Genomic DNA, 20683 nt, shown 5'->3' with positions numbered 1-20683 from the left:
GAACCCTAACCGGCGGGGCCTCGCATGGTTCTGGTGGTGGCGCGATCCTCCGCCGTACGTCCGAAAACCAACCAGAAATCGGAAATTGCCAGATTGAGTACGGGACGACGCCCGGCCAGATACGCCAGGGGGCCGTGCGGGTCGGGGCGCCAGGCCGCGTTCGCCGTACGCACGTCGGCGCGACCTCGCACCGGGGTCCGTTTGACGTGCCCGCTCAGCTCCTGGGCGACGGTGAAGCCCAGCGGGAAGCGGCCCGGAACCCGGCGCTTGAGCCGGACCAGCGCGGACGCGATCGGAGCACCGTCCGGCGCCGCGGCCGTCGCGTCCACCAGGTCCTCGTCGGCGTCGAGGGTGAACTCGGCCAGCTCCTTGGGGATGCCCCAGAGCCGGCGCCCGCCCTCGCGCGAGGCGACACTGTCCACCCAGATGTCGGTGATGCTGATCCGGGGCCGGCCGCGCTCGTGCGTGAGCACCGCGCTGAGCAGCTCCCGGTAGTGAAGGACACCCCCGGGCTGGTAGTCGACCCAGGCCGCGCCGATCGCCGCCCGGCCGCCGAACGACAGCGGCCGCACCGCCGCGCCCAGAACCTCGGGCAGCGGGGGCACGGCGCGCATCGGGACCAGGAACACCGACAGATACATCTGTCCGCGCAGGTGCCAGGGCTCAGGCGGGTACATGACCTAAGACTGGCATCGATACGTCAGTAACGGAAGCGGGAGACCACGCTCTGCAGTTGCGCCGAGGTGGTGGTCAGCTCGTCGGCCGCCCGCCGGGTGTCGCCGACCGTGTCGGTGGTGCGCCGGGTCGCGTTGGAGACGCTGGTGATGGTCGCCGCGATGTCGCCGGCGCCCCCGGCCGCCTCGGTGAGCGTCCGGTTCATCTCGTTGGTGGTCGCGGTCTGCTCCTCGACCGCCGACGCGATGGTCAGCTGCAGGCCGTTGATCCGCTCGATGATCTCGCTGATCTCCTCGATCGCGCTGACCGCGCCGCTGGTGTCGGCCTGGATCGACTGCACCCGCCGGGAGATGTCCTCGGTCGCCTTGGCGGTCTCCTGGGCCAGGTCCTTGACCTCGCCGGCCACGACCGCGAAGCCCTTGCCCAGCTCGCCGGCGCGGGCCGCCTCGATGGTGGCGTTCAGCGCGAGCAGGTTGGTCTGCTCGGCGATGCTGGTGATCACCTTGACCACGGTGAAGATCTCGGCCGACGACTCGCCGAGCCGGGCGACGATCTGGTTGGTGGCCGCGGCCGCCCGCACCGCCTGCTCCACCACCTGGGTCGCCTCCGAGGTGGAGACGCTGATGTCGCGGATGGCCGAGCCCATCTCCTGCGCGCCGGCCGAGACGAACTGCAGGTTGTGCGAGACCGAGTCGGCCGCCGCGGAGACCGTGCCGGCCTGCGCCGACGCCTCGGTGGCGGCCGCGTCGACCGCGGTCGAGACCGAGGTCAGCTGCCCGGCCGCGTGCTGCAGGGTGGCCGCGCTGCCGGCCAGCTGCACCACGTCCTCGCGGAGCCGGGCGATGCCCTTGTCCAGGGCGGCGGCCATCTGACCGACCTCGTCCTGGCTGGTCACGCCCGAGGTGCGGGTCAGGTCGCCCTCGGCCAGGCCCTCGGCCAGCTGGGACACCCCGCGGACCGACTTGCGGACGTTGCCGGCCACCCGGAAGCCGATCAGCAGGCTGAGCAGCACGCCGGCGGCCAGCACCAGGCTGATCGCCCAGGTCGCCCGGGTCGCGGCCGCATCGGCGGCGGTGATCTGGGCCTCGGCCGCCTGGGCGGCCTGGGCCTGTAGGGCGTTCGCGTCGTCACCGAGCGCATTGTGCAGCTTGTTGTAGTCGGTCAGTGCACCGTCCAGCTGGGCCTTGGTCGCCTTGCTCCAGTCGATGGCCATGAACTTCAGGTAGGCCGCCCAGTCCTCCTGCGCCTTCGCGACCAGCGGGTCACCGGGGAGTTGCTGGGAGAGCAGCGTCAGCGCGTCGTCGACGGCCTGCTTGTTGGCTTTCATGGCCGTGGCGATCGAGTCGGCGATGGCCGGGTAGAGCGCCAGCGCCGAGTTGTTGCCGGAGTACGACTCGATGTTCTTGCTGAACTCGGTGACGCCCGCGCCGATCGCGATCGTGTGGTGCTGCGCGTCGGCCGCCTTCTGGTTCAGGTCGTGCACGCGGTAGATGGCCATTCCGCCGACGACAACACCGCCGATCGTCGCGGTCAGGGCTGCCGCGCCGATCTTCGTCCGCAGCGAACGATTGTCGAACGCCCCACTCAAGCCCATGGCCGTACCTCTCCTCAACAGTGTCTGACACCCGCTGAATCGGCACGGCTTGCTGCCGGTTAAGCAACCTCCGCCAGCGCTCGAAAGATCAGACTCGTCGAGGCAGCCCCCGGGTCCTGATGACCGATGCTACGTTCGCCCAGGTAGGAGGCGCGGCCTTTTCGCGCCCGCAAGGGCACGGTGGCCTGCGCACCCGCCTCGGCGGCGCTCGCCGCGGCACCGGCGGCCGTGGCCAGATCGGCCCCCTCGGCGACCGCCTTCTCGAAAGCGTCCAGGGCCGGGCCGTACGCATCAATCAGGGTTTTGTCCCCGGGAGAGGCACCGCCCAGCTTGCCGACCGCCTCCAGCCCGGCCCGCAACCCGACTGCCAGGTCGGCCGGTGACACCTCGGGGGTGGCCGGCAACGCCTTGCCGGCCGCGCGCAGGGCCATGCCGTAGAGCGGGCCGGACGCGCCGCCCACCCGGGACATCAGCGTCGACCCGGTCTTCACCAGCACCTCGGCCGCGGTCCCGGGCAGCTCCTGGTCCAGGACGGCGACGACCGCGGTGAAACCACGGTTCAGGTTCACCCCGTGGTCGCCGTCGCCGATCGCCGAGTCGAGCCGGGTCAACCGGTCGGCGTCGGCCGCGATCGCGGCGGCGGCGGCCCGCATCCAGTCCCGGGCGAGCGTGGCGTTCACCGGCCGGCACCCCAGCACAGGCCGGGAGTACGCACCGGGGCGTCCCACAGGCGGATCATCTCGTCGGTCGCCGCGCACAGGGTCAGCGACATGCCGGCCATGTCCAGACTCGTCACGTAGTTGCCGACGAGTTGCCGGGCGATCGTGACACCACGCTCCTGCAGGTAGGTCGCGACCTCGCCGTAGATCAGGTACAGCTCGATCAGCGGCGTGCCGCCGAGACCGTTGACCAGCACGATCACCGGGCCCGGGAACGACTTCGCGTCCAGGATCGCGTCCAGCGCCGACCGGACCAGCTCACGGGCCGGGCGCAACTTCTCCCGGCGGCGGCCCGGCTCGCCGTGAATGCCGACACCGGCCTCGATCTCGTCGGCCGGCAGGTCGAAGCCGGGGCGGCCGGCGGCCGGCGTGGTCCCGGCGGTCAACGCGTACGCGAAACTGCCGGAGGCGGCATTGACCTCGCGCCCCAGGGCGGCGATCTCGCCGAGCTTGCCGCCCTCCTCGGCGAGGGCGCCGGCGATCTTCTCGACCAGCAGCGTGGCCCCGGTCCCCCGGCGGCCGGCCGTCCAGGTCGAGTCCTCCACCGCGACGTCGTCGTCCACCAGCACCGTCTCGACCCCGACGCCCTCGTCGGCGGCCAGCTCGGCGGCGATCTGGAAGTTCATCACGTCACCGGTGTAGTTCTTGACGACGTGCACCACCCCGGCGCCGCCGTCGACCGCCTTCGTCGCGGCCAGGATCTGATCCGGCACCGGCGAGGTGAAAACCTCACCCGGGACGGCCGCGTCGAGCATGCCCGGCCCGACAAAACCGCCGTGCAGCGGCTCGTGCCCGGAACCACCGCCCGAGACCAGACCCACCTTCCCGGGACGGGGCGCATCGGCCCGGACGATGTACTGCTCCTCGAAATCCACCCGCAGCTCAGGGTGAGCGGCGGCCAGCCCCCTCAGGGACTGCACCACCACGTCGGCAGGATCGTTGATGAACTTCTTCACGGCCGCCTCCATTTCTCCGACACCTACTGCATCCTCGCGCGGTCTAGAGTCGAGATCCATGGGGCTCGTGGGAATCGTGCTGGTTTCGCACTCCGAGCAGTTGGCGTCAGGTCTGCGCGACCTGTTGCGGCAGGTGGCCACCCCGGAGGTGCCGATCATCGCGGCCGGCGGCACTCCCGACGGCGATCTGGGCACCAGCCCGGACCGCCTCGCCGAGGCCATCGCCGCCGCCGACTCGGGCGACGGGGTGATCATCCTGGCCGACCTGGGCAGCGCCGTGCTGACCGCCCGGGCCGTCCTGGAGGAGGCGCCGGGCCCGCTGCTGGTCGACGCGCCGTTCGTGGAGGGCGCCGTCGCGGCCGCGGTCACCGCCTCCACCGGGGCCGGCCTCGAAGAGGTCGCCGAGGCGGCGCGGGAGGCCCGCGATGTCCCCAAGTTCTGAGATCACGGTGGTGCTGCCGGCGGCGTTGCACGCCCGGCCGGCCGGGGAGGTGGTCCGGGCCGCTGCCCGCTTCCGGGCCACCGTTGAGGTACGGCATGAGCAGCGCACCGCCCCGGCCAAGAGCGCCCTCAAACTGATGTCGTTGAGCGCCCCGGCAGGCGCCACCGTCACCGTCCAGGCCACCGGCGACGACGCCCCGGATGCCGCTGCCGCCGTGGCCGACGTCCTGCGGGCGGCGACCTAACCGGCGGTGATCGAGCCGGTCAGGTGGGGGCGTTTGGACGCCACCGCGAAGTCGCGGCCGGTGGTGGTCGGGGCCGAGGTGAAGCGGACCGTCGACGGCAGCAGGATGGGCTGTTTGAAGGCGACCTCCACCGTGTACGCCGCCGGCAGCCGCCCTTCGAGGGCGGCCAGGCAGCGGGCTTTCGTCCACATGCCGTGGGCGATCGGGCGGGGAAAGCCGAAGAGTTTCGCGCCCAGCCGGGTGGTGTGGATCGGGTTGCGGTCGCCGGAGACGGCGGCGTAGTCGGTGCCGGTGCGGGCCGGCAGGCGCCAGACGGCGGCACCGGACGAGGCCGGCTCCGGGGTGACCGGTGCCGGGGCGAGTTCGGCCCTAGGGGCGGAGCCGGCGGCGTGCCGGGGTGCGGCTTCCTTGCGAAGGTACGTCGACACCCCGCGCCACACCTCGTCCCCGCCCACCGAGGCCACGGCGAGCATGTCGAACTGCCGCCCCCGAGGGTGTTCCCGCAGGTCCACGGCCCGGACGGTGAGGTCGAGCCGCTCCCCCGCGTCGATCGGCCGGTGCACGGTGATCCGGTTGGTGACGTGGACCAGCCCGATCATCGGCAGCGGGAAGTCGGCCGCCGACATGAGTCGCATCGCCAGGGGGAACGCCAGGATGTGCGGGTAGGTGGCCGGCAGCGTGTCGGTCAGCCGCAGCCCGCACACCCGGTCGTACCGAGCCAGGTGGGTGCGGGCGACGGTCACCCCGCGGTGCACCAGTTCTACGTCCGGCAGGGTCGTCCCGCCGCGGCGCAGCACGCCGAGGGCGGCTTTGGCGTACGCCGCACCGACGCCCGGGCCCTCGCTCAGTTCGACCACCGCCACCATGTCAGGCTCCCAGCAGGCTCTGGCCGCACACCCGGACGACGTTCCCGGTGATGGTCGCCGAGCCGGGTGACGCGAACCAGGCGATCGTCTCGGCCACGTCGATCGGCAGGCCGCCCTGGGACATGCTGTTGAGCCGGCGGCCGGCCTCGCGCAGCCCGATCGGCATCTTGGCGGTCATCGCGGTCTCGATGAAGCCGGGCGCCACCGCGTTGATCGTGATGTCGCGGTCGAGCAGCGTGGGGGCGGTGGACCGGACGAGCCCGATCACGCCGGCTTTGCTGGTCGCGTAGTTGGTCTGTCCCCGGTTCCCGGCGATGCCGGCGATCGAGGCGACGCCGACGATCCGGCCGCCGCGTTTGATCAGCCGCTGTTCGAGGAGCAGGTCGTTGACCCGTTCGGGCGCGGTCAGGTTGACCCCGATCACCGAGTCCCAGCGACTCTCGTCCATCTTGAAGATCGTCTTGTCGCGGGTGATGCCCGCGTTGTGCACGACGATGTCGACACCGCCGTGCGGGCCGGTAGCGAGGTATCCGGCCAGCCGGGACGGCGCGTCCTCGGCGGTCAGGTCCAGTTGCAGGGCGCGTCCGCGGGCCCGGTTGGCCACGTCGGCCAGCGCGTCGCCGGCGCCGGGCACGTCCAGCGCGATCACCTCGGCGCCGTCGCGGGCCAGGGTCGCCGCGATCGACGCGCCGATGCCCCGGGCCGCGCCGGTGACCAGGGCGAGCTTGCCGGCGAGGGGTTTCTCCCAGTCGGCGGGCGCGGGCGCGGTGCCGGCGCCGACCCGGACGACCTGACCGGACACGTAGGCCGAGCGCCCGCTGAGCAGGAATCGCAGCGTCGACTCGACGGCCTGCTCGCCGCCCGGCGCCACGTAGACGAGCTGGGCGGTGACGCCGCGGCCGAACTCCTTGCCGATGCTGCGCGTCAGACCCTCAAGGCTCCGCTGCGCGGTCGCCTCCTTCGGGCCGGCCGCCGCTTCCGGCGGCGACCCCAGCACGATCACCCTTCCGGAAAGATCCAGACTGCGCGCGTACGGATGGAAGAAGTCGAACAGGGCGCGAAGCCCGGTGGAGTCGGTGATCCCGGTCGCGTCGAAGACCAGGGCGGCGTACCTCGCGCCGGCCGTGCCGGTCTCGGTCACGTCCGCGCCGATGCTCTCCAGCAGCTTGCCGACGGGGGCGGCGAGGCGTCCGCCGGGCGCGGCCCCGAGCAGCACCGGACCGGCGACGACCGGATCTCCGGCACGGTAGCGTCGCAGCCGGGGCGGGTCGGGCAGCCCGAGGCGCTTGACCACGGTCCGGCCGAGTCCGGAGTTGGCGAAGTTCGCGTACCTGTCAGCCATGCGAGTACCCTACCGGTCAGTAGCTTCAGGGTTGTAGACAAAATCAGACGTCAATGTGTGGAGGATCGCTGTGCCGACCGTGCGCCGCGTCGCCGTCCTGGGCGGTAACCGTATCCCGTTCGCCCGGTCCAACAGTAAATATGCCGCCGCCTCGAACCAGGACATGCTGACCGCCGCGCTGGACGGGTTGATCGCCCGGTTCGGGCTGGCCGGCGAGCGTCTCGGCGAGGTCGTGGCCGGCGCCGTCCTCAAGCACTCGCGGGACTTCAACCTGACCCGCGAGGTGGTGCTGGGTTCGCGCCTCGACCCGCGGACGCCGGCGTACGACATCCAGCAGGCCTGCGGCACCGGCCTGGAAGCGGCGATCCTGGTCGCCAACAAGATCGCGCTCGGTCAGATCGACGTGGGTGTGGCCGGCGGCGTGGACACCACTTCGGACGCGCCGCTGCAGGTCAACGAGGACATGCGCCAGGCGCTGCTGGAGCTGAACCGGGCCCGGACCCTCGGGCAGCGGCTCAAGGCGGTGGCCAAGCTGCGCCCGCAGCAGGCGCTCAAGCCGGAGATCCCGCGCAACGCCGAGCCGCGCACCGGGCTGTCGATGGGCGAGCACGCCGCGCTCACCGCCGTGACCTGGAACGTGAGCCGCGAGGCGCAGGACGAATTGGCGCTGGCCTCGCATCAGCACCTGGCCGCGGCGTACGAGAGCGGCTTTTTCGATGATCTTCTGACGCCCTATCTGGGACTGACCCGTGATCAGAACCTGCGGGCCGACAGCTCCCTGGAGAAGCTGGCCAAGCTCAAGCCGGTGTACGGCAAGGAGAACGCGACGATGACGGCGGGCAACTCGACGCCGCTGACCGACGGCGCGTCGACGGTGCTGCTGGCCTCCGAGGAGTGGGCGGCGGCGCACTCGCTGCCGGTGCTGGCCTGGTTCGCCGACTCCGAGGCGGCGGCCGTGGACTACGTGCACGGTGACGAGGGTCTGCTGATGGCGCCGGCCTACGCGGTGCCCCGGATGCTCGCCCGCAACGGGCTCACGCTGCAGGATTTCGACTACTACGAGATCCACGAGGCGTTCGCCTCGCAGGTGTTGTCCACGCTGGCCGCGTGGGAGTCGCCGCAGTTCTGCAAGGAGAAGCTGGGTCTGGACGCGCCGCTGGGCTCGATCGACCGGAGCAGGCTGAACGTCAACGGCTCGTCCCTGGCCGCCGGGCACCCGTTCGCGGCGACCGGCGGCCGGATCGTCGCGACCCTGGCCAAGCTGCTGGCGACCAGGGGTTCGGGCCGCGGGCTGATCTCGATCTGCGCCGCGGGCGGTCAGGGCGTGGTGGCGATCCTGGAACGCTGACCCGGCGCGCGCCTGGCCGGACCGGGAGCATCCGGCCAGGCGCTGGACGACGGTCAGGCGCTGCAGGACGCCGTACCGGAAGGGGCTGATCCTGTGCCTTGGAAGCCGAAGCTGGTGCTGGCGCCGGCCGCGACACTCCCGTTGTAGTTGACGTTGCTGAACGTCACCGCGCCGCTGGACCCGCTCGCCGTGGTGCTCCACGAGTTGGTGATCGCGGCGCCGGAGGGCAGCGTGATGCCGACCCGCCAGCCGTTCAACACGCTGGATCCGGCCTTGACCGTGACCGTGGTGACGAAGCCGCCGGTCCAGGCGTTGTTGCTGAAGGTCGCCGTGCAGGCGCCGCCGGTGCCCGGTGAGGTGCTGGTCGACGGGCTGACGCTGACCGACGGGCTGACGCTCGCCGACGGGCTGCTCGTGGTCGCGCCGAACGCGGAGATCACCGAGTTGTAGGCGGCCTTCGGGTTCCCGCTGTTGTCGAAGAGCAGCGGGGTGTCACCGGACCGCCACGAGTCCGAGTCGCGGATCCCCCACACCGTGATCCCGGCACACTTGGTGACCGCGAGACAAGCCTTGACCACATTCGCGTACGTGGTGGCCTGCGCGCTGCCCGACCCGGCGATGTCCAGCTCGGTGATCTGCACCTCGACGCCCAGGTCGGCGAAGCGCTGCAGGTTCGCCTGGTAGTCGCTGGGCAGCGGCGACGCCGAGTTGATGTGCGACTGGAAACCCACGCAGTCGATCGGCACGCCCCGGGCCAGGAAGTCCTTGACCATGTTGTAGACGGCCGTGCTCTTCGCGTTGACCCCGTCGGTGTTGTAGTCGTTGTAGCAGAGCTTGGCCGTGGAGTCGGCCGCCCGCGCCGTCTTGAACGCGACCTCGATCCAGTCGTTGCCGGTGTTCTGCAGGTTGGAGCTGCGGCGGGAGCCGTCCCCGTTGTCGGAGAAGGCCTCGTTGACCACGTCCCAGGCGTACAACTGACCCTTGTAGTGGGTGGCGACGTTGGTGATGTGGTTGATCATCGCGTTGCGCAGTGCGGTGCCGGAGAGCGACGACACCCAGCCCGGCTGCTGCGAGTGCCAGGCCAGGGCGTGCCCGCGGACCCGCTGCCCGTTGGCCTTGGCCCGGTTCACGATGGTGTCGGCGCTGGAGTAGCTGAACGAGTTCTGCGACGGCTCGGTCGCGTCCCACTTCATCTCGTTCTCGGGCGTGACCATGGTGAACTCGCGGTCCAGGATCCCGGTGTAGACCGAATCGCTGAACTTGTAGGCCGCGGCGGCCGTGCCGAAATACTTGCCCTTGGCCGAGGCGGCCGAGCCCAGCGTGGTCGCCGCATTCGCGCTGGGCGTGACGGTGAGGACGGCCGCCGCGGCGAGAGCGCCGGTCGTCAGGACGGTGAGGATGGCGTGCTTTCGTCTCATCGGAAGCTCCAGTCGGGGATCTGGAGGCATCGACCCTTATCGAAGCCGCTCGAAACGTTACCGACATGTATCGGAAACCTCAACCGGTTCAGCCGGCAAATCCGCAGTTGGCAGCCTCCGAAACTTTCGGAAGATTATTTCTCGGTTGAGGACGAACGAACAGCTCTCGACGGGATCGAGCAAGGCTGCGCAGCGGCTCAAGGTGGTCGGCATGCGCATCGGGTGGACCGGCGGGCCGCCGCCGGCCGACCGGAACAGGCCGAGTTCCCGGCTCGGCCACGGCTGACCGGGCCGAACCGAACCGGGCCTGCCGGCGTATCCACGAACGGGGATACGAGCAGCAGGGAGGTTCGAGATGCCGATGTTCCCACCCGTGGTGTATGTGCCCTGCGCGCCGGCGCAGGACACGGACGAACTGACGATCGACCTGCGGGCGACCGGCGACGGACTGCTCGCGCTGCTCGTCTACTCGGCGATGGACCGGCTGATCGAGCATTGCGGAGCCGCCCAGCCCTGGACGGTCCTGCTCACCTCCGACCTGGATCGGGTCCGCTCGGCCACCGGTTTCGCACTCGTCCTGCTCGACGTCGACATCCCCGAGGAGTTGCGCCGGACCGAGGAGGAGCGCTGATGGCCGAGGTGACCTCGGTCGACCTGCCCACTCTGGAGCAGATCGCCGGGCAGCTGAGCAGGGTGGCCGACGCCCTGGACGCCGTGGGCAAGGCGTCGCCCGGTCCACCGGACGCCGGCGAGGTCTCCGGTCTCATGGCCGCGGCTCTCGCTCATCTGACGGAGGGCGCCGGAAACCTCGTGCTCGGCATGAAAGTCGCCGGAGAGGAAGCCTCCGAGGCCCGGCGCAAGTTCGAGAACCAGGACGAGGCCGCAGCACAGTCGTTCTGGGGGCCATGATGCCGATCGACACCCGCGTCGAGGGCGATCCCGTCAGCATCCGGGCGTCGGCCGACTGGCTCGGCCGCCAGTTGTCGACCGCGGTCGACAACGCGGTCACCGGTCTGTTCGCGGCCCGCGACGAAGCGGAATCAGGCTGGCGGGGCGACGCCGGCCCGGTCTTCCGCGACCGCATGGACACCGGCGGGCGCGACGCCGACGCGCTCCGCGGTGACGTCGATCGAGTGGCAACAGCCTTTCACGCATACGCGGATGGGCTGGTCACCGCGCGGAGCGGTATGGAGCAGGCCCGGGAGATCGCGCGTGACGGCGGCCTGCACCTCGACGGCGACACGATCCTCGACCCCGGCCCCGCCCGGGCCGAAGCGCCGGCGGAAGCGGAGTCCACCGGCACCGAGGATCATCAGGCGAGGCTAACGACCTACGCACAGGCCGAGGAGCAGGCCGCCTGGGCCCGGAACGGCCTTGACCTGGCCAGGGCCACGCTGACGAACGTACTCGGGGACCTCCGGTCGAAGCCCGTGCTCGTGGCCGCCGGCTTCGTCAACGACGGGATCGTCGGCGCACTCGCGCAGAAGCACGTCAGCGTCCTGAAGGCGCAGGGTGCCGCGATGATGGAGGAATCCCGGACGGCCGCCGCGCGATACCTGAAGGCGCCGGGTGGTAGTGCCGAGGCGAAGGCGCTGAATGCTCTCTCCTGGACCAGGTACCTGGAGTCGGACACGTGGCAGCGGTCCGCGCTGAGGGCGGGCAGCAAGGTCGAAGCCCGACTGCCGCTCATCGGACTGGCCGTCACCGCGGTCGACGTCGGCTACGACATCAAGACCGGTAAGCCGGTCGGCAAGGCGATCATCAGCGGTACGAGCGGCCTGCTGGGAGCCGCGGCCGCGGGCGCGGCACTGGGTTCGGTCTTCCCCGGCGTCGGAACGGTGGCCGGCGCCGCCATTGGGGTCGTCGGGGGAATGCTGGCCAGTGGGGCCGCCGACGCTGTCTACGACGATCTTTCGCAGGGCACGAAGGACGCGATCGAGGACGGTTTCGCGGCCGTCGGGCATGGCCTCACCGATGCGGGCGGCGCCGTCGCGCACAGCGCCAGGAAAGTCTGGGACTCTATCTTCTAGTCGACACAGCAGAGGCGAATGCGACATGTTGCCGATTCAAGATCCGCCGGACGGGTGGCCTCGGGCGCGACGGAGCGTCGGCCGGATTCTCTCGCTCGCCGGGTGTGTCCTCCTCGGACTCACCGCGGCATTCCTCGCGGTGGGCAGCGCCCTCGACGGTGGGGTCACCGAAGCGGTGGCCTTCGGAGGTGGCGCCCTGCTCCTCGCTCACCTCGCCGTCCCGGGCATCATGACCATGCGCCGGCCGGAACCGTCAGCCCGGCCCTCCGTGGAGGGCGTCAACGACCGGGGCGAACGAGGTCTGGCCTTCACCTACTCCCGATGGTTGTACTACTGCCTGGCGGTCACGCTCGCCCTGACCGTTCTCGGGCTCGCGGGCGCCGCGTCCGCGTCCGCCCTCGGCGGCACCTCGTCCGGCTGGGCGGTGGCCGCGCTCTTCGCCGCCCCGGGGATCTATCTCGCCTGGCTCCTCATCGTCATGCTGCGTCTGGCGCCGGGCACGGTCGTGCTGACGTCCACCGGGGTCTACCACCGGTCGCTGTATGTCGAGCACTTCGTGCCGTGGGAGGCGATCAGCGGGGTTCGGCCCGTACCCGGACCATCGCCCTGGATCGCGGTTGTGGCCGGCCCGGCCGGCGCAACCCGGATACGCCGGCATGGCGGCCCGCTCGGCCCCAAAGCCGAAGGTCTCCCCCTCATGATCATTCGCGCGCAGTGGCTCCGGCCCGACGCACTGCCGGCGTATCAGGCACTCAAGCACTACTTGGAACATCCGGGCGAGCGGCTCCACCTCGACACCGCAGTGGAAAACCCCGGGGGGTTGTGATGCGGGTTACGCGCCCATAGAGTTACTGGCGAGTTAAGTAAGCGTCACACCGGAAGAGAATGGGCACCGCTGTGGAGTTCTGGCTCGATCTCAACGAGGAACAATCGGACCTGCGCGACTGGGTGCACGGCTTCGCCGAGCAGGTCATCCGCCCGGCCGCCGCCGAGTGGGACGAGCGTGAGGAAACGCCCTGGCCGGTGCTGCAGGAGGCCGCCAAGATCGGGCTCTACGGCTTCGAGTTCCTGATCAACACCTGGTCCGACAACACCGGGCTCTCCCTGCCGATCGCCAACGAGGAGCTCTTCTGGGGTGACGGCGGCATCGGCATGGCCATCTCGGGCACGTCGCTGGCGGTGGCCGCGATCTACGGGTCGGGCACGCCGGAGCAGCTGGTCGAGTGGGTGCCGCAGTGTTTCGGGGACGCCGACGATCCGAAGGTGGCCGCGTTCTGCTCGACCGAGCCGGAGGCCGGTTCGGACGTCTCGGCCATGAAGTCCCGCGCCGTCTACCACGAGGCCACCGACGAGTGGGTGCTCACCGGCCAGAAGGCGTATGCGACGAACGGCGGCATCGCCGACGTCCACGTCGTCACCGCCAGTGTGGATCCGGCGCTGGGCTCGCGCGGCCAGGCCGCGTTCGTCGTCCCGCCGGGCACGAAGGGCCTGGCCGGCACCAAGAAGTTGAAGAAGCTGGGCCTGCGCGCCTCGCACACCGCCGACGTCTTCCTCGACGACGTCCGTATCCCGGGAAGTTGCCTGCTCGGCGGCAAGGACGCCCTCGACGAGCGGTTGGACCGCGCTCGCAACGCCGCTCCCAAGAACAAGAATGCCGCTATGCGTACGTTCGAACTGTCGCGCCCGGCGGTCGGTGCGCAGGCCATCGGCATCGCTCGCGCCGCCTATGAGTACGCGCTCGAATACGCGAAGAACCGGGTCGCGTTCGGCCGTCCGATCATCGAGAACCAGGCGATCGCGTTCGCCCTCGCGGACATGCGGATGGAGATCGACGCCGCCCGGCTGCTCGTCTGGCGGGCCGCGTGGATGGGCCGTAACGACAAGCCGTTCACCGCCGGTGAGGGTTCGATGTCGAAACTGAAGGCGGGCGAGGTCGCGGTCGCGGTCACCGAGAAAGCGGTGCAGATTCTCGGCGGCGCCGGTTATCTGCGCGAGCACCCGGTCGAGCGGATGTTCCGGGACGCCAAGATCTACACCATTTTCGAGGGCACCTCGGAGATTCAGCGACTGGTCATCTCCCGCGCCATCTCCGGCATGCAGATCCGCTGATGGACGCCGTTTTCGTCGGCGGCACGATGCTGCGGCGCGGACTGCTGAACCCCGGTAGTCCGGTCCGGATCGTTCAGCAGTTCGCCGCGCTCGGCCGGTGGGGTTTCGGGCTGGCCGGCGAATTGCGGCAGGCCGCCGCCCGCAGTCCGCGGCAGATCGCGGTCGTCGACGATCAGCGGCAGATCACGTACGCGCAATTGTTGGCCCGGGCCGAGAGGCTGGCCCGTGGCCTTCCGGTGAAGCCGGGGGAACGGGTCGGTCTTCTGTGCCGGAACTCGGCCCGGATGATCGAGGCGCTGATCGGGGTGACCACGCTCGGCGCCGATCCGGTCCTGATGAACACCGGTCTCTCGCCGAACCAGCTGGCGACCGCGGCCGCGGATCAGGGCTTGCGGGCGCTGCTCTTCGACGACGAGTTCGCCGGGCGGGTCGCCCTGGTCGAGGGCGTCGAGAAGATCGACGAGGCCCGTTTCGAGGAATTGATCGCGGGCGCGCCGGTGGCGCGTTCGGCACCGCCGGAACGGCCGGGCCGCACCATTGTGCTCACGTCCGGGACCACCGGCGTCCCGAAAGGCGCCCGACGCCCGACGCCCGGTGGATTCCGCCCGCTCTGCTCGGTGATCGATCGCATTCCGCTGCGCGCCCGGGAACGCGTCCTGATCGCCGCCCCGCTGTTCCACACGTGGGGTTTCGCCGGGCTGCAGATCGCTCTCGCCCTGCGCGCCACGATCGTTCTGCGCCGCAGGTTCGAACCGGCCGCCGTTCTGGACGATCTGGTGCGCCATTCCTGCACCGCGATGATCGCCGTCCCGGTCATGGTCCAGCAGTTCATGGAATTGCCCGACCCGGACCGGAAACCGGCGTTGCGGGTGGTCGCGGTCAGCGGTTCGGCACTGCCGGGCGGCCTGGCCACGCGTTTCATGGACCGTTACGGCGACGTTCTCTACAACCTCTACGGTTCGACCGAGGCGTCGTGGGCGTCCATCGCCACTCCGGCCGATCTGCGTCACGCGCCGAACACCGCCGGAAAACCGCCTTACGGTACGCGGGTGGCGGTGCTCGGCGACGACGGGAAACCGGTTCCCGCCGGTGCGGTCGGGCGCCTTTTCGTCGGCAACGAGATGCTTTTCGAGGGTTACACGAACGGCGCCTCGAAAACCATGCACGAGGGTCTTCTGGCCACCGGCGACCTCGGGCACGTCGACGCCGCCGGCCGGGTCTACGTGGACGGCCGCGAGGACGACATGATCGTCTCGGGCGGTGAGAACGTGTACCCGGCCGAGGTCGAGGGCCTGCTGGCCGACCTCCCCCAGGTGCGCGAGTGCGCGGTGATCGGCGTCCCCGACCAGGAGTACGGGCAGCGCCTCGCCGCCTACCTGGTCCTGCGCGACGAGGAGACCCTGGACCCGGAGGCCGTGCGTGAGCACGTGCGCCACCACCGGGCCCGTTTCAGCGTCCCTCGCGACGTGATCTTCCTGGACGCGCTGCCCCGCAACGCCACCGGCAAGGTCGTCACCCGCGACCTGCCCCGCTGACCGCTCCCGGATCCGGGCGGGTCAGCGGCGGGCCGCGTCCTCCGGGGTGTCCAGGCCGACCGGGGTGGTGTCCTCGCGGCGGGGCAGGGTGGCCGGGTCGGGCAGGTCGAGCAGGTCGTTCTCCGGGGCGGCGATCAGCCCGTTGCGGTGGGCGATGAGCCGCCCGCCGGCCACCAGGTCGTCGAGCATCGCGGCGAGCCGTGCGGACCCGGCCTTGTTCGAGCTCCACCCGAACAGTCGCGCCGCCGCCGCGATCAGGTCGTCGCTCTCGACCAGCCCGGCGTCGAGCACCAGGTATTCCAGGGCCAGCTGCAGCTCGGACTCGGCGACCTGTTCCGGTTTGCGGGCCACGCCGTCGCCGGGCACGCGCACGGCCGGGATCGGTGCGTCGGCCGCCGTCACGAACGTACCGTCGAAGGAAGCCGTTGATTCTTGGACGGCCGATTCGATGGCCTGCCGGACCGCCTGCGTGACGCGGCTGATGCCCCACGCCTCGCGGATCCCGCGGACCAGCACGGCGATGTGGACGGGCCCTTCCACCTCGGCGATTCGTTCGACGGTACGGACGAGCAACGCCCGCACCACGGCGTCGTTGACCCGCGCGGCCGGTGGCAGCGGCTCCAGCGTCGCGTGCCGGTAGGGCAGCGCCCACTCGGGTGGCTGCGCGGGCCGGGTGACCAGGTCGAGGTCGGGTTCGGCGAACACGTCGGGGACCGCGAGGGCGTTCTCGACGGCGGCCCGCAGCCGGCCCTCCTCCTCGGCGCGGTCGCGGAACCAGGCGACGCTCCAGACGCGGTGCAGGTGCCAGCCGAGTCCGTGCAGCACCTGCTCCTGCAGCCGGTCGCGGTCACGCGCGGTCGCGAGCGCGGCGTAGCCGGGGCCGTCGCACTGCACCCCGAGCGCGTACGCGTCGACGCCGGCGTGCCGGACACCGATCTCGATGCGGCATCGCCCCGTGCCGACCTGGCGCGTGACCGTGTAGCCCCACTTCTCGGCGACGGCGGCGACCGAGGCGGCCAGCGGGGACAGCTCGGCCGGGTCCTGCGGGGCGCCGGCCAGGTCCAGGTAGGCGGCGAGGCGGCGTTCGCCCTCGTCGGCCGGTTCCTCGCGTCGCGCCTCGGCGATCGCGGTGACGACCTCCACCCGCTGGCGGGCCCGGGTGATCGCCACGTCGAGGCGGCGGGCGCCGGCCGGACCGCCGGCCGCGGCCAGGTCCGGCCCGGTGGACAGGATGATCACGTCGCGCTCGTCGCCCTGGACGGCGTCCGCGGGCTTGACGAAGAACCCGGTCAGCGGGTCGTCGCCGAGGAAACGTTCCAGGTCGGGCCGGGCGCCGAGCACCGTCTCGACGGCGTCGGCGACCGCGTCGGCCTGGCCCGTGGTCAGCGTGACCACGCCCAGGGACAACGTCGGCCGGGTGCTGAAGTGATGCGCGACCCGCTCGGCGACCAGGGCCGCCTCCACCGGCGCGTCGACCGCCGGCAGCAGTTCCAGGCCGAGGTCGGGGCCGGCCGGGTGCGCGCTCGGGAACGTGACCAGCCGGTCCTGGTAGAAGGTGTGGTTGGCGAAGCCGATGAGCGACTCGTGCCGGCTGCGGTAGTGCCGGGTCAGGGCGAGCCGGGTGAACGCGGCCGAGTCGTTGGCGGCCACCAGCACCGACTCGCGCCCGTTGGCCGGGGCCAGCTGCGCGTCGTCGCCGATGACGATCAGCGACTCGCCGCGGTAGGCGCAGGCGACCGCCGCGGCCGGGGTCATCCGGGACGCCTCGTCGATGATCACGACGTCGAACCGGCGGCCGGCCGGCAGGTAGCGGCTGACCGCGGCGGGCGGCATCACGAAGCACGGTTTGAGAGCGGCGGTGGCCTCCCACGTACGCTCAAGAAGGTCTTTGACCGGAAGATGGCCGTCCTGGCGCAACCCCTCGGCGCGGATGAGCGCGGGCGCACCGTCGGCGGTGACCGCGGGGCGGCGCGCGTTGAGGGCCTCGATGATGGTGCCGGCCGCGTCCTGGGCCAGGTCGGCGTCGAGCCGGCGGAACTCCTCGACCATCTCGTTGCGTTCGATCGCGGCCGGCGGTTCCAGGCGTTCGTCGCCCGCGATGACCGCGTCGGCCCAGGCCCGGTACACGGTCCGCTCGATCACCGCACCGAGCCGGCCGGCCGGGATGCCGTGGTCGGCGCAGTAGTCGATGACCGTGTCCAGGCCGTGCTCGGCCAGCACCTCACGCGCGGCCAGGTACTCGAACCACTCACGCTGGCCGGTGTCGTCGTCGCGCAGGTCGCGCAGCAGGTCACGGGCGGTCTCGTAGCGGTCCAGGCTGGTGCCGAGCCGGACCTGCCGGGCCGGCCCGAACGCGTCGATGATCCGCCGGCGGGCCTCCTGCCACAGCTCGATGAAGTCCGACAGGTCGGGGTTGCGGGTGCAGCGCAGCGCCGCCGCCTGGTCGGCCGTGAGGGCCGCGTCGGTGCCGGTCCGCAGCGCGCGGGCCTGCGCCACCCAGTCCAGGGCCCGGTCGATCGCCCGCAGGTCGGTGTCGCGACCGCGGAACATCTCCCCGAGCGCCGCCTGCAGTCCGGGCGACGCCTCGTCCAGCGCCCGCGCGGTGTCCACCACCCGTTTCCGGGCCGCGGCGATCTCGGCCGCCGTGGCCAGGTCCAGTTCGCGGCCCGCGACCGTGGTGAGCTGACCGACCGTCTCGGCCACCGCCCGCAGCGGTCCGACCTGGGCCCGCAGCCACTCGACGGCGGCCGTGACCGGACCGTGCGCGAGCTCGGGCCGGGCCGCCGCCTCGGGCACCGGCCGCAGCGAGGACCGCCAGTGCCGGAACACGTCCCGGGCCTCGCCGACCACCCGCGACAGCTCGGTGTCGCTGCGGTTGCAGACGTAGTCGATCACCGCGGCGAGTGCCTCGGGCGGTGTCACCCGCAGCACCTCGCCGACCGTCTCCAGCGCCCGGCCGATCGCCAGGAAGTCGGTGTCCAGCCGCCGCCAGTAGCGGCCGAGCAGCGGCGCGTTCTGCCGTTCGGCCGCGGTCAGTCCCTCGTTGGCCCGCCGCCAGGCGACCGCGAGCGGCAGGTGGGCGACCGCCTCGTCGGCGCTGACCCCCGGCTCGGCCAGCGCGACTACGGTCTCCTTGTCCCAGCGGTGCCCGGCCAGCAGTTTCCGCACACCCCGGTGCACGGTTGCGAACCGCTCGGCCAGATCCTCGACCGGCTCGTGCAGGACGGCCTCGGTGAAGTACTCGCGGGCCTGCGCCCGGGCCGCGGCGACCGCCTCGACGTGCCGCCGCAGCGCGCCCGCCGCCGCGTGCACGTTGGCCTGCGCCCCCGGCCCGAACCAGGCCGCCTCCGGCTTGTCGGCCCGGGCGCCCAGCTCGGCGACCACGGTGACCAACTCGACGTCGGAGAACGTGACCACGTCGGGCAGGCCGAGCCGGCCGGTGATCCGGTCCAGCGCCTTCTGCTGATGCTCCAGGTCGTCCGCGTCGGCGGCGAACCGCCCGGCCGTGGCCTTGGCCGCGGCCGCGGTCAGCGGGGCCAGCGCCACCGCGGGCGGATCCAGCTCGGGCTGCTCGGGCAGCGCGGCGACCTGCTGCTGGGCGAGTTCGGCGGCGCTCAGCCCGGTGCGGGACCGGGCCTGCTCCTCGGCCTGCCGGACGTCGTCGATCAGCCGGGTCAGGGTCTCCGCGGCCTCCCGGATCGGACGCAGCGTGGCCACGGTCAGCCAGTGGTCGGCGGCCGCCTCGGGGCGGGTCGCGGCATGCTTGGCCAGCTCCGACAGGTCGGCCGCGTCGACCGGCAGCCGCACGTGGAACGCGGTCGCGAGCGGCCCGAACGCGTCGGTCGCCTCGGTCAGCACGTCCAGCGCGAGCTGCGCCTCCTCCAGCGCGGCGTCCAGCGGACCTCTCTCCATCACCTCGCGCCAGCGGAAACCGCTGCGCTCGGTCGCCGGCCGCCAGGCGTTCCGCAGCCGCTCGGCCGCGTCCCGGATCCGTTCCAGCGCATTCTCGGTCAGGCCGAGCGCCGCCGGCGCCGCCGCCGGGCTCTCCGGCACACCGTCGAGAAGAGCATGGCGACCCAGGATCGTATGGAGGCTCTGCCCCAGAGGTTCCCTGATTTCGTTCAAGGCCTGCGCGTACGAGGTGAGCCGCTCCCGGCGTTCCCGCAGCGTCTCCCGGTCCAGTTCGTCCATCCCGGGCGACGGCAGCGGAACCGCCTCCAGGGCCGCGGCCAGCGCCGACGCCACCTGACGCCGACCGGCCCGCCGCCCGTGCAGGTCGAGCAGGTAGTTCCCGAGCCCGGCGGCGGCCAGCCGGTGCTGCACCACGTCGAGCGCGGACGCCGTCTCGGAGACGAACAGCACCCGCTTCCCGGCGTGGGTCAGCGCCCCGATCATGTTGGCCACGGTCTGCGACTTCCCGGTCCCGGGCGGCCCGTCGATCACAAAACTGTGCCCGGCCAGCGCGGCGGTGACACACACCCGCTGGTCGGCGTCCGCGTCCAGCAGCAGCGGCACGTCGTCGTCGATGCCACCCGGCTCGAACCCGAAGTTCCCGTCCTCGGCGGCCAGCGCCCGCACCACCGGATGCTCCAGGATCTCCGCCTCATGCTCGGCCAGATCCTGCCGGATCGCCTCCGCGGCCAGGTCGAAGGTGGCCAGCACCACCGTGTCGGCCACCCGCCAGCCCTTGGTGATCCGCTCGCTCGCCGGCCGTTGATGTGCGCCGCCCGCGCTCGCGGGCTTCTGATGCGCGCCGCCCTCGCTCGCCGGCCGCTGATGTGCGCCGCCCGCGTTTGCCGGCCGCTGATGTGCGCCGCCCGCATTTGCCGGGCGGTCGCCTGCGATCAGCTCGCGCAGGGCGTCGAGGTCGCCGGTCAGCTCGACGCCGAGTTCGCGCAGGCGGCGGGCCAGGGCCGGGTTGAGCACCGGGTCGCCGGTGGCGGCACGCAGCCGCGGCACGTCGCCCGGGCCGAGCGCCACCAGGTCGACCGGGGTGAGCAGCACCGGGCTGGCGTGCGCGGCCCCGGCCGCGTCCTGCCAGTGCAGCAGGCCGGTGGCCAGGTGCAGCACGTCCTCGCCGCGGTCCAGGCTCTCCTGGTGCGAATGCCGTCGCAGGTGCCGCAGCAGGGTCTGCAGCGCATCGGCGGCCGGCTCGGTCCGCAGCGAGTCACCGCCGCCCCCGAAGGACCAGTCACGTCCCTGACGCAGGCGGTCGAGGACGACCTCGGGGCCCGGCCCGGTGATCTCCACCAGGTCGGCCCCGGCCCGCGGCAGGTCGATGAGCCGGTCGGCGGCGCTGGGGTCGGCGATCCCGTCACGCCAGCCGGCGAGGGCCGCGCGAGCGTCGTCGCCCGGCCCGCTCTGTCCTTCTGCATCTTCCGGCCGCATGTGCCCATTGCAGCAAG

At 71.7% G+C, this 20683-nt stretch carries 18 protein-coding genes; 10 read left to right on the top strand and 8 right to left on the bottom strand.

The genetic code is table 11. The annotated features are described in order from the left end of the window. Nucleotides 1-5: 5 nt before the first annotated feature. The 4 genes from ACSHV8_RS04450 to dhaK are packed head-to-tail and all read right to left on the bottom strand — an operon-like array spanning nt 6 to nt 3944. The gene (locus ACSHV8_RS04450; RefSeq protein ID WP_436529639.1) at nt 6-677 is read right to left on the bottom strand and encodes an acetoacetate decarboxylase family protein; all 672 of its coding nucleotides are present in this window, start codon (nt 675-677) and stop codon (nt 6-8) included. 23 nt (nt 678-700) lie between these two features. Continuing rightward, entirely contained in the window at nt 701-2269 is a 1569-nt protein-coding gene (locus ACSHV8_RS04445) for a methyl-accepting chemotaxis protein (RefSeq protein ID WP_436529637.1), read from the bottom strand. A 59-nt stretch (nt 2270-2328) separates the two neighbouring features. Beyond that, a complete protein-coding gene (gene dhaL / locus ACSHV8_RS04440; protein WP_436529635.1) occupies nt 2329-2949 on the bottom strand; it encodes a dihydroxyacetone kinase subunit DhaL in 621 nt (206 codons plus the stop codon). After that, a complete protein-coding gene (gene dhaK / locus ACSHV8_RS04435; protein WP_436529633.1) occupies nt 2946-3944 on the bottom strand; it encodes a dihydroxyacetone kinase subunit DhaK in 999 nt (332 codons plus the stop codon). The genes dhaL and dhaK overlap by 4 nt, the downstream gene beginning before the upstream one ends. A gap of 58 nt (nt 3945-4002) precedes the next feature. Between dhaK and dhaM the strand changes: the two genes are divergently transcribed. Together dhaM and ACSHV8_RS04425 are read left to right on the top strand one after the other, a co-directional pair. Next, nucleotides 4003-4386 (top strand): dihydroxyacetone kinase phosphoryl donor subunit DhaM, encoded by a 384-nt coding sequence (dhaM, locus tag ACSHV8_RS04430; protein ID WP_436529632.1) that lies wholly within the window; start codon nt 4003-4005, stop codon nt 4384-4386. Continuing rightward, nucleotides 4370-4630, top strand: a complete 261-nt coding sequence (locus ACSHV8_RS04425) for an HPr family phosphocarrier protein (protein ID WP_436529630.1) — start codon at nt 4370-4372, stop codon at nt 4628-4630. Before dhaM ends, ACSHV8_RS04425 begins: the two co-directional genes overlap by 17 nt. Here ACSHV8_RS04425 and ACSHV8_RS04420 read toward each other — a convergent pair. Continuing rightward, nucleotides 4627-5496 carry a MaoC/PaaZ C-terminal domain-containing protein gene (locus ACSHV8_RS04420; protein ID WP_436529628.1) on the bottom strand — a complete coding sequence of 290 codons (870 nt, stop codon included), beginning with the start codon at nt 5494-5496 and terminating at the stop codon, nt 4627-4629. The genes ACSHV8_RS04425 and ACSHV8_RS04420 overlap by 4 nt on opposite strands. 1 nt (nt 5497) lies before the next feature. After that, nucleotides 5498-6838, bottom strand: a complete 1341-nt coding sequence (locus tag ACSHV8_RS04415) for a 3-oxoacyl-ACP reductase (RefSeq protein ID WP_436529626.1) — start codon at nt 6836-6838, stop codon at nt 5498-5500. Between the two features lie 70 nt (nt 6839-6908). Between ACSHV8_RS04415 and ACSHV8_RS04410 the strand changes: the two genes are divergently transcribed. Next, on the top strand, nt 6909-8186 hold the full coding sequence (locus tag ACSHV8_RS04410) for an acetyl-CoA C-acetyltransferase (RefSeq protein WP_436529625.1): 1278 nt from the start codon (nt 6909-6911) through the stop codon (nt 8184-8186). 53 nt (nt 8187-8239) lie between these two features. Here the strand turns inward: ACSHV8_RS04410 and ACSHV8_RS04405 are convergent, their stop codons facing one another. Then, entirely contained in the window at nt 8240-9604 is a 1365-nt protein-coding gene (locus ACSHV8_RS04405) for an endo-1,4-beta-xylanase (protein WP_436529623.1), read from the bottom strand. Nucleotides 9605-9749: 145 nt separating this feature from the next. Between ACSHV8_RS04405 and ACSHV8_RS04400 the strand changes: the two genes are divergently transcribed. From ACSHV8_RS04400 to ACSHV8_RS04370, 7 genes are all read left to right on the top strand, one after another. Continuing rightward, nucleotides 9750-9890: a hypothetical protein gene (locus ACSHV8_RS04400; RefSeq protein ID WP_436529621.1), complete on the top strand. Its 141-nt coding sequence runs from the start codon at nt 9750-9752 to the stop codon at nt 9888-9890. 69 nt (nt 9891-9959) lie between these two features. Continuing rightward, complete coding sequence (locus tag ACSHV8_RS04395; RefSeq protein ID WP_436529620.1) at nt 9960-10235, top strand: SAV_915 family protein; 276 nt, start codon at nt 9960-9962, stop codon at nt 10233-10235. After that, the gene (locus tag ACSHV8_RS04390; RefSeq protein ID WP_436529619.1) at nt 10235-10513 is read left to right on the top strand and encodes a hypothetical protein; all 279 of its coding nucleotides are present in this window, start codon (nt 10235-10237) and stop codon (nt 10511-10513) included. The genes ACSHV8_RS04395 and ACSHV8_RS04390 overlap by 1 nt, the downstream gene beginning before the upstream one ends. Next, complete coding sequence (locus ACSHV8_RS04385; protein ID WP_436529617.1) at nt 10510-11634, top strand: hypothetical protein; 1125 nt, start codon at nt 10510-10512, stop codon at nt 11632-11634. The genes ACSHV8_RS04390 and ACSHV8_RS04385 overlap by 4 nt, the downstream gene beginning before the upstream one ends. A gap of 25 nt (nt 11635-11659) precedes the next feature. Then, a complete protein-coding gene (locus tag ACSHV8_RS04380) occupies nt 11660-12460 on the top strand; it encodes a hypothetical protein (RefSeq protein ID WP_436529615.1) in 801 nt (266 codons plus the stop codon). Nucleotides 12461-12519: 59 nt separating this feature from the next. Then, nucleotides 12520-13743: an acyl-CoA dehydrogenase family protein gene (locus ACSHV8_RS04375; RefSeq protein WP_436529614.1), complete on the top strand. Its 1224-nt coding sequence runs from the start codon at nt 12520-12522 to the stop codon at nt 13741-13743. After that, nucleotides 13743-15278 (top strand): AMP-binding protein, encoded by a 1536-nt coding sequence (locus tag ACSHV8_RS04370; protein WP_436529612.1) that lies wholly within the window; start codon nt 13743-13745, stop codon nt 15276-15278. Before ACSHV8_RS04375 ends, ACSHV8_RS04370 begins: the two co-directional genes overlap by 1 nt. 21 nt (nt 15279-15299) lie before the next feature. On the opposite strand, the gene ACSHV8_RS04365 is transcribed toward ACSHV8_RS04370, so the two are convergent. Continuing rightward, nucleotides 15300-20666 carry a DUF3320 domain-containing protein gene (locus ACSHV8_RS04365; RefSeq protein ID WP_436529610.1) on the bottom strand — a complete coding sequence of 1789 codons (5367 nt, stop codon included), beginning with the start codon at nt 20664-20666 and terminating at the stop codon, nt 15300-15302. Between the last annotated feature and the right edge of the window lie 17 nt (nt 20667-20683).

The organism is Actinoplanes sp. HUAS TT8 (assembly GCF_051380535.1).
Lineage (GTDB): Bacteria > Actinomycetota > Actinomycetes > Mycobacteriales > Micromonosporaceae > Actinoplanes.
Note: the sequence above shows the minus strand (reverse complement) of the source record. Positions and strands in the feature narration are given on the sequence as shown.

What these genes read in the sequence shown, in the direction of transcription:
- ACSHV8_RS04450 (WP_436529639.1), bottom strand. Translation starts at nt 677, where the DNA reads ATGTACCCGCCTGAGCCCTGGCACCTGCGCGGACAGATGTATCTGTCG.
- ACSHV8_RS04445 (WP_436529637.1), bottom strand. Translation starts at nt 2,269, where the DNA reads ATGGGCTTGAGTGGGGCGTTCGACAATCGTTCGCTGCGGACGAAGATC.
- dhaM (WP_436529632.1), top strand. Translation starts at nt 4,003, where the DNA reads ATGGGGCTCGTGGGAATCGTGCTGGTTTCGCACTCCGAGCAGTTGGCG.
- ACSHV8_RS04425 (WP_436529630.1), top strand. Translation starts at nt 4,370, where the DNA reads ATGTCCCCAAGTTCTGAGATCACGGTGGTGCTGCCGGCGGCGTTGCAC.
- ACSHV8_RS04420 (WP_436529628.1), bottom strand. Translation starts at nt 5,496, where the DNA reads ATGGTGGCGGTGGTCGAACTGAGCGAGGGCCCGGGCGTCGGTGCGGCG.
- ACSHV8_RS04415 (WP_436529626.1), bottom strand. Translation starts at nt 6,838, where the DNA reads ATGGCTGACAGGTACGCGAACTTCGCCAACTCCGGACTCGGCCGGACC.
- ACSHV8_RS04405 (WP_436529623.1), bottom strand. Translation starts at nt 9,604, where the DNA reads ATGAGACGAAAGCACGCCATCCTCACCGTCCTGACGACCGGCGCTCTC.
- ACSHV8_RS04395 (WP_436529620.1), top strand. Translation starts at nt 9,960, where the DNA reads ATGCCGATGTTCCCACCCGTGGTGTATGTGCCCTGCGCGCCGGCGCAG.
- ACSHV8_RS04390 (WP_436529619.1), top strand. Translation starts at nt 10,235, where the DNA reads ATGGCCGAGGTGACCTCGGTCGACCTGCCCACTCTGGAGCAGATCGCC.
- ACSHV8_RS04385 (WP_436529617.1), top strand. Translation starts at nt 10,510, where the DNA reads ATGATGCCGATCGACACCCGCGTCGAGGGCGATCCCGTCAGCATCCGG.
- ACSHV8_RS04380 (WP_436529615.1), top strand. Translation starts at nt 11,660, where the DNA reads ATGTTGCCGATTCAAGATCCGCCGGACGGGTGGCCTCGGGCGCGACGG.
- ACSHV8_RS04375 (WP_436529614.1), top strand. Translation starts at nt 12,520, where the DNA reads ATGGGCACCGCTGTGGAGTTCTGGCTCGATCTCAACGAGGAACAATCG.
- ACSHV8_RS04370 (WP_436529612.1), top strand. Translation starts at nt 13,743, where the DNA reads ATGGACGCCGTTTTCGTCGGCGGCACGATGCTGCGGCGCGGACTGCTG.
- ACSHV8_RS04365 (WP_436529610.1), bottom strand. Translation starts at nt 20,666, where the DNA reads ATGCGGCCGGAAGATGCAGAAGGACAGAGCGGGCCGGGCGACGACGCT.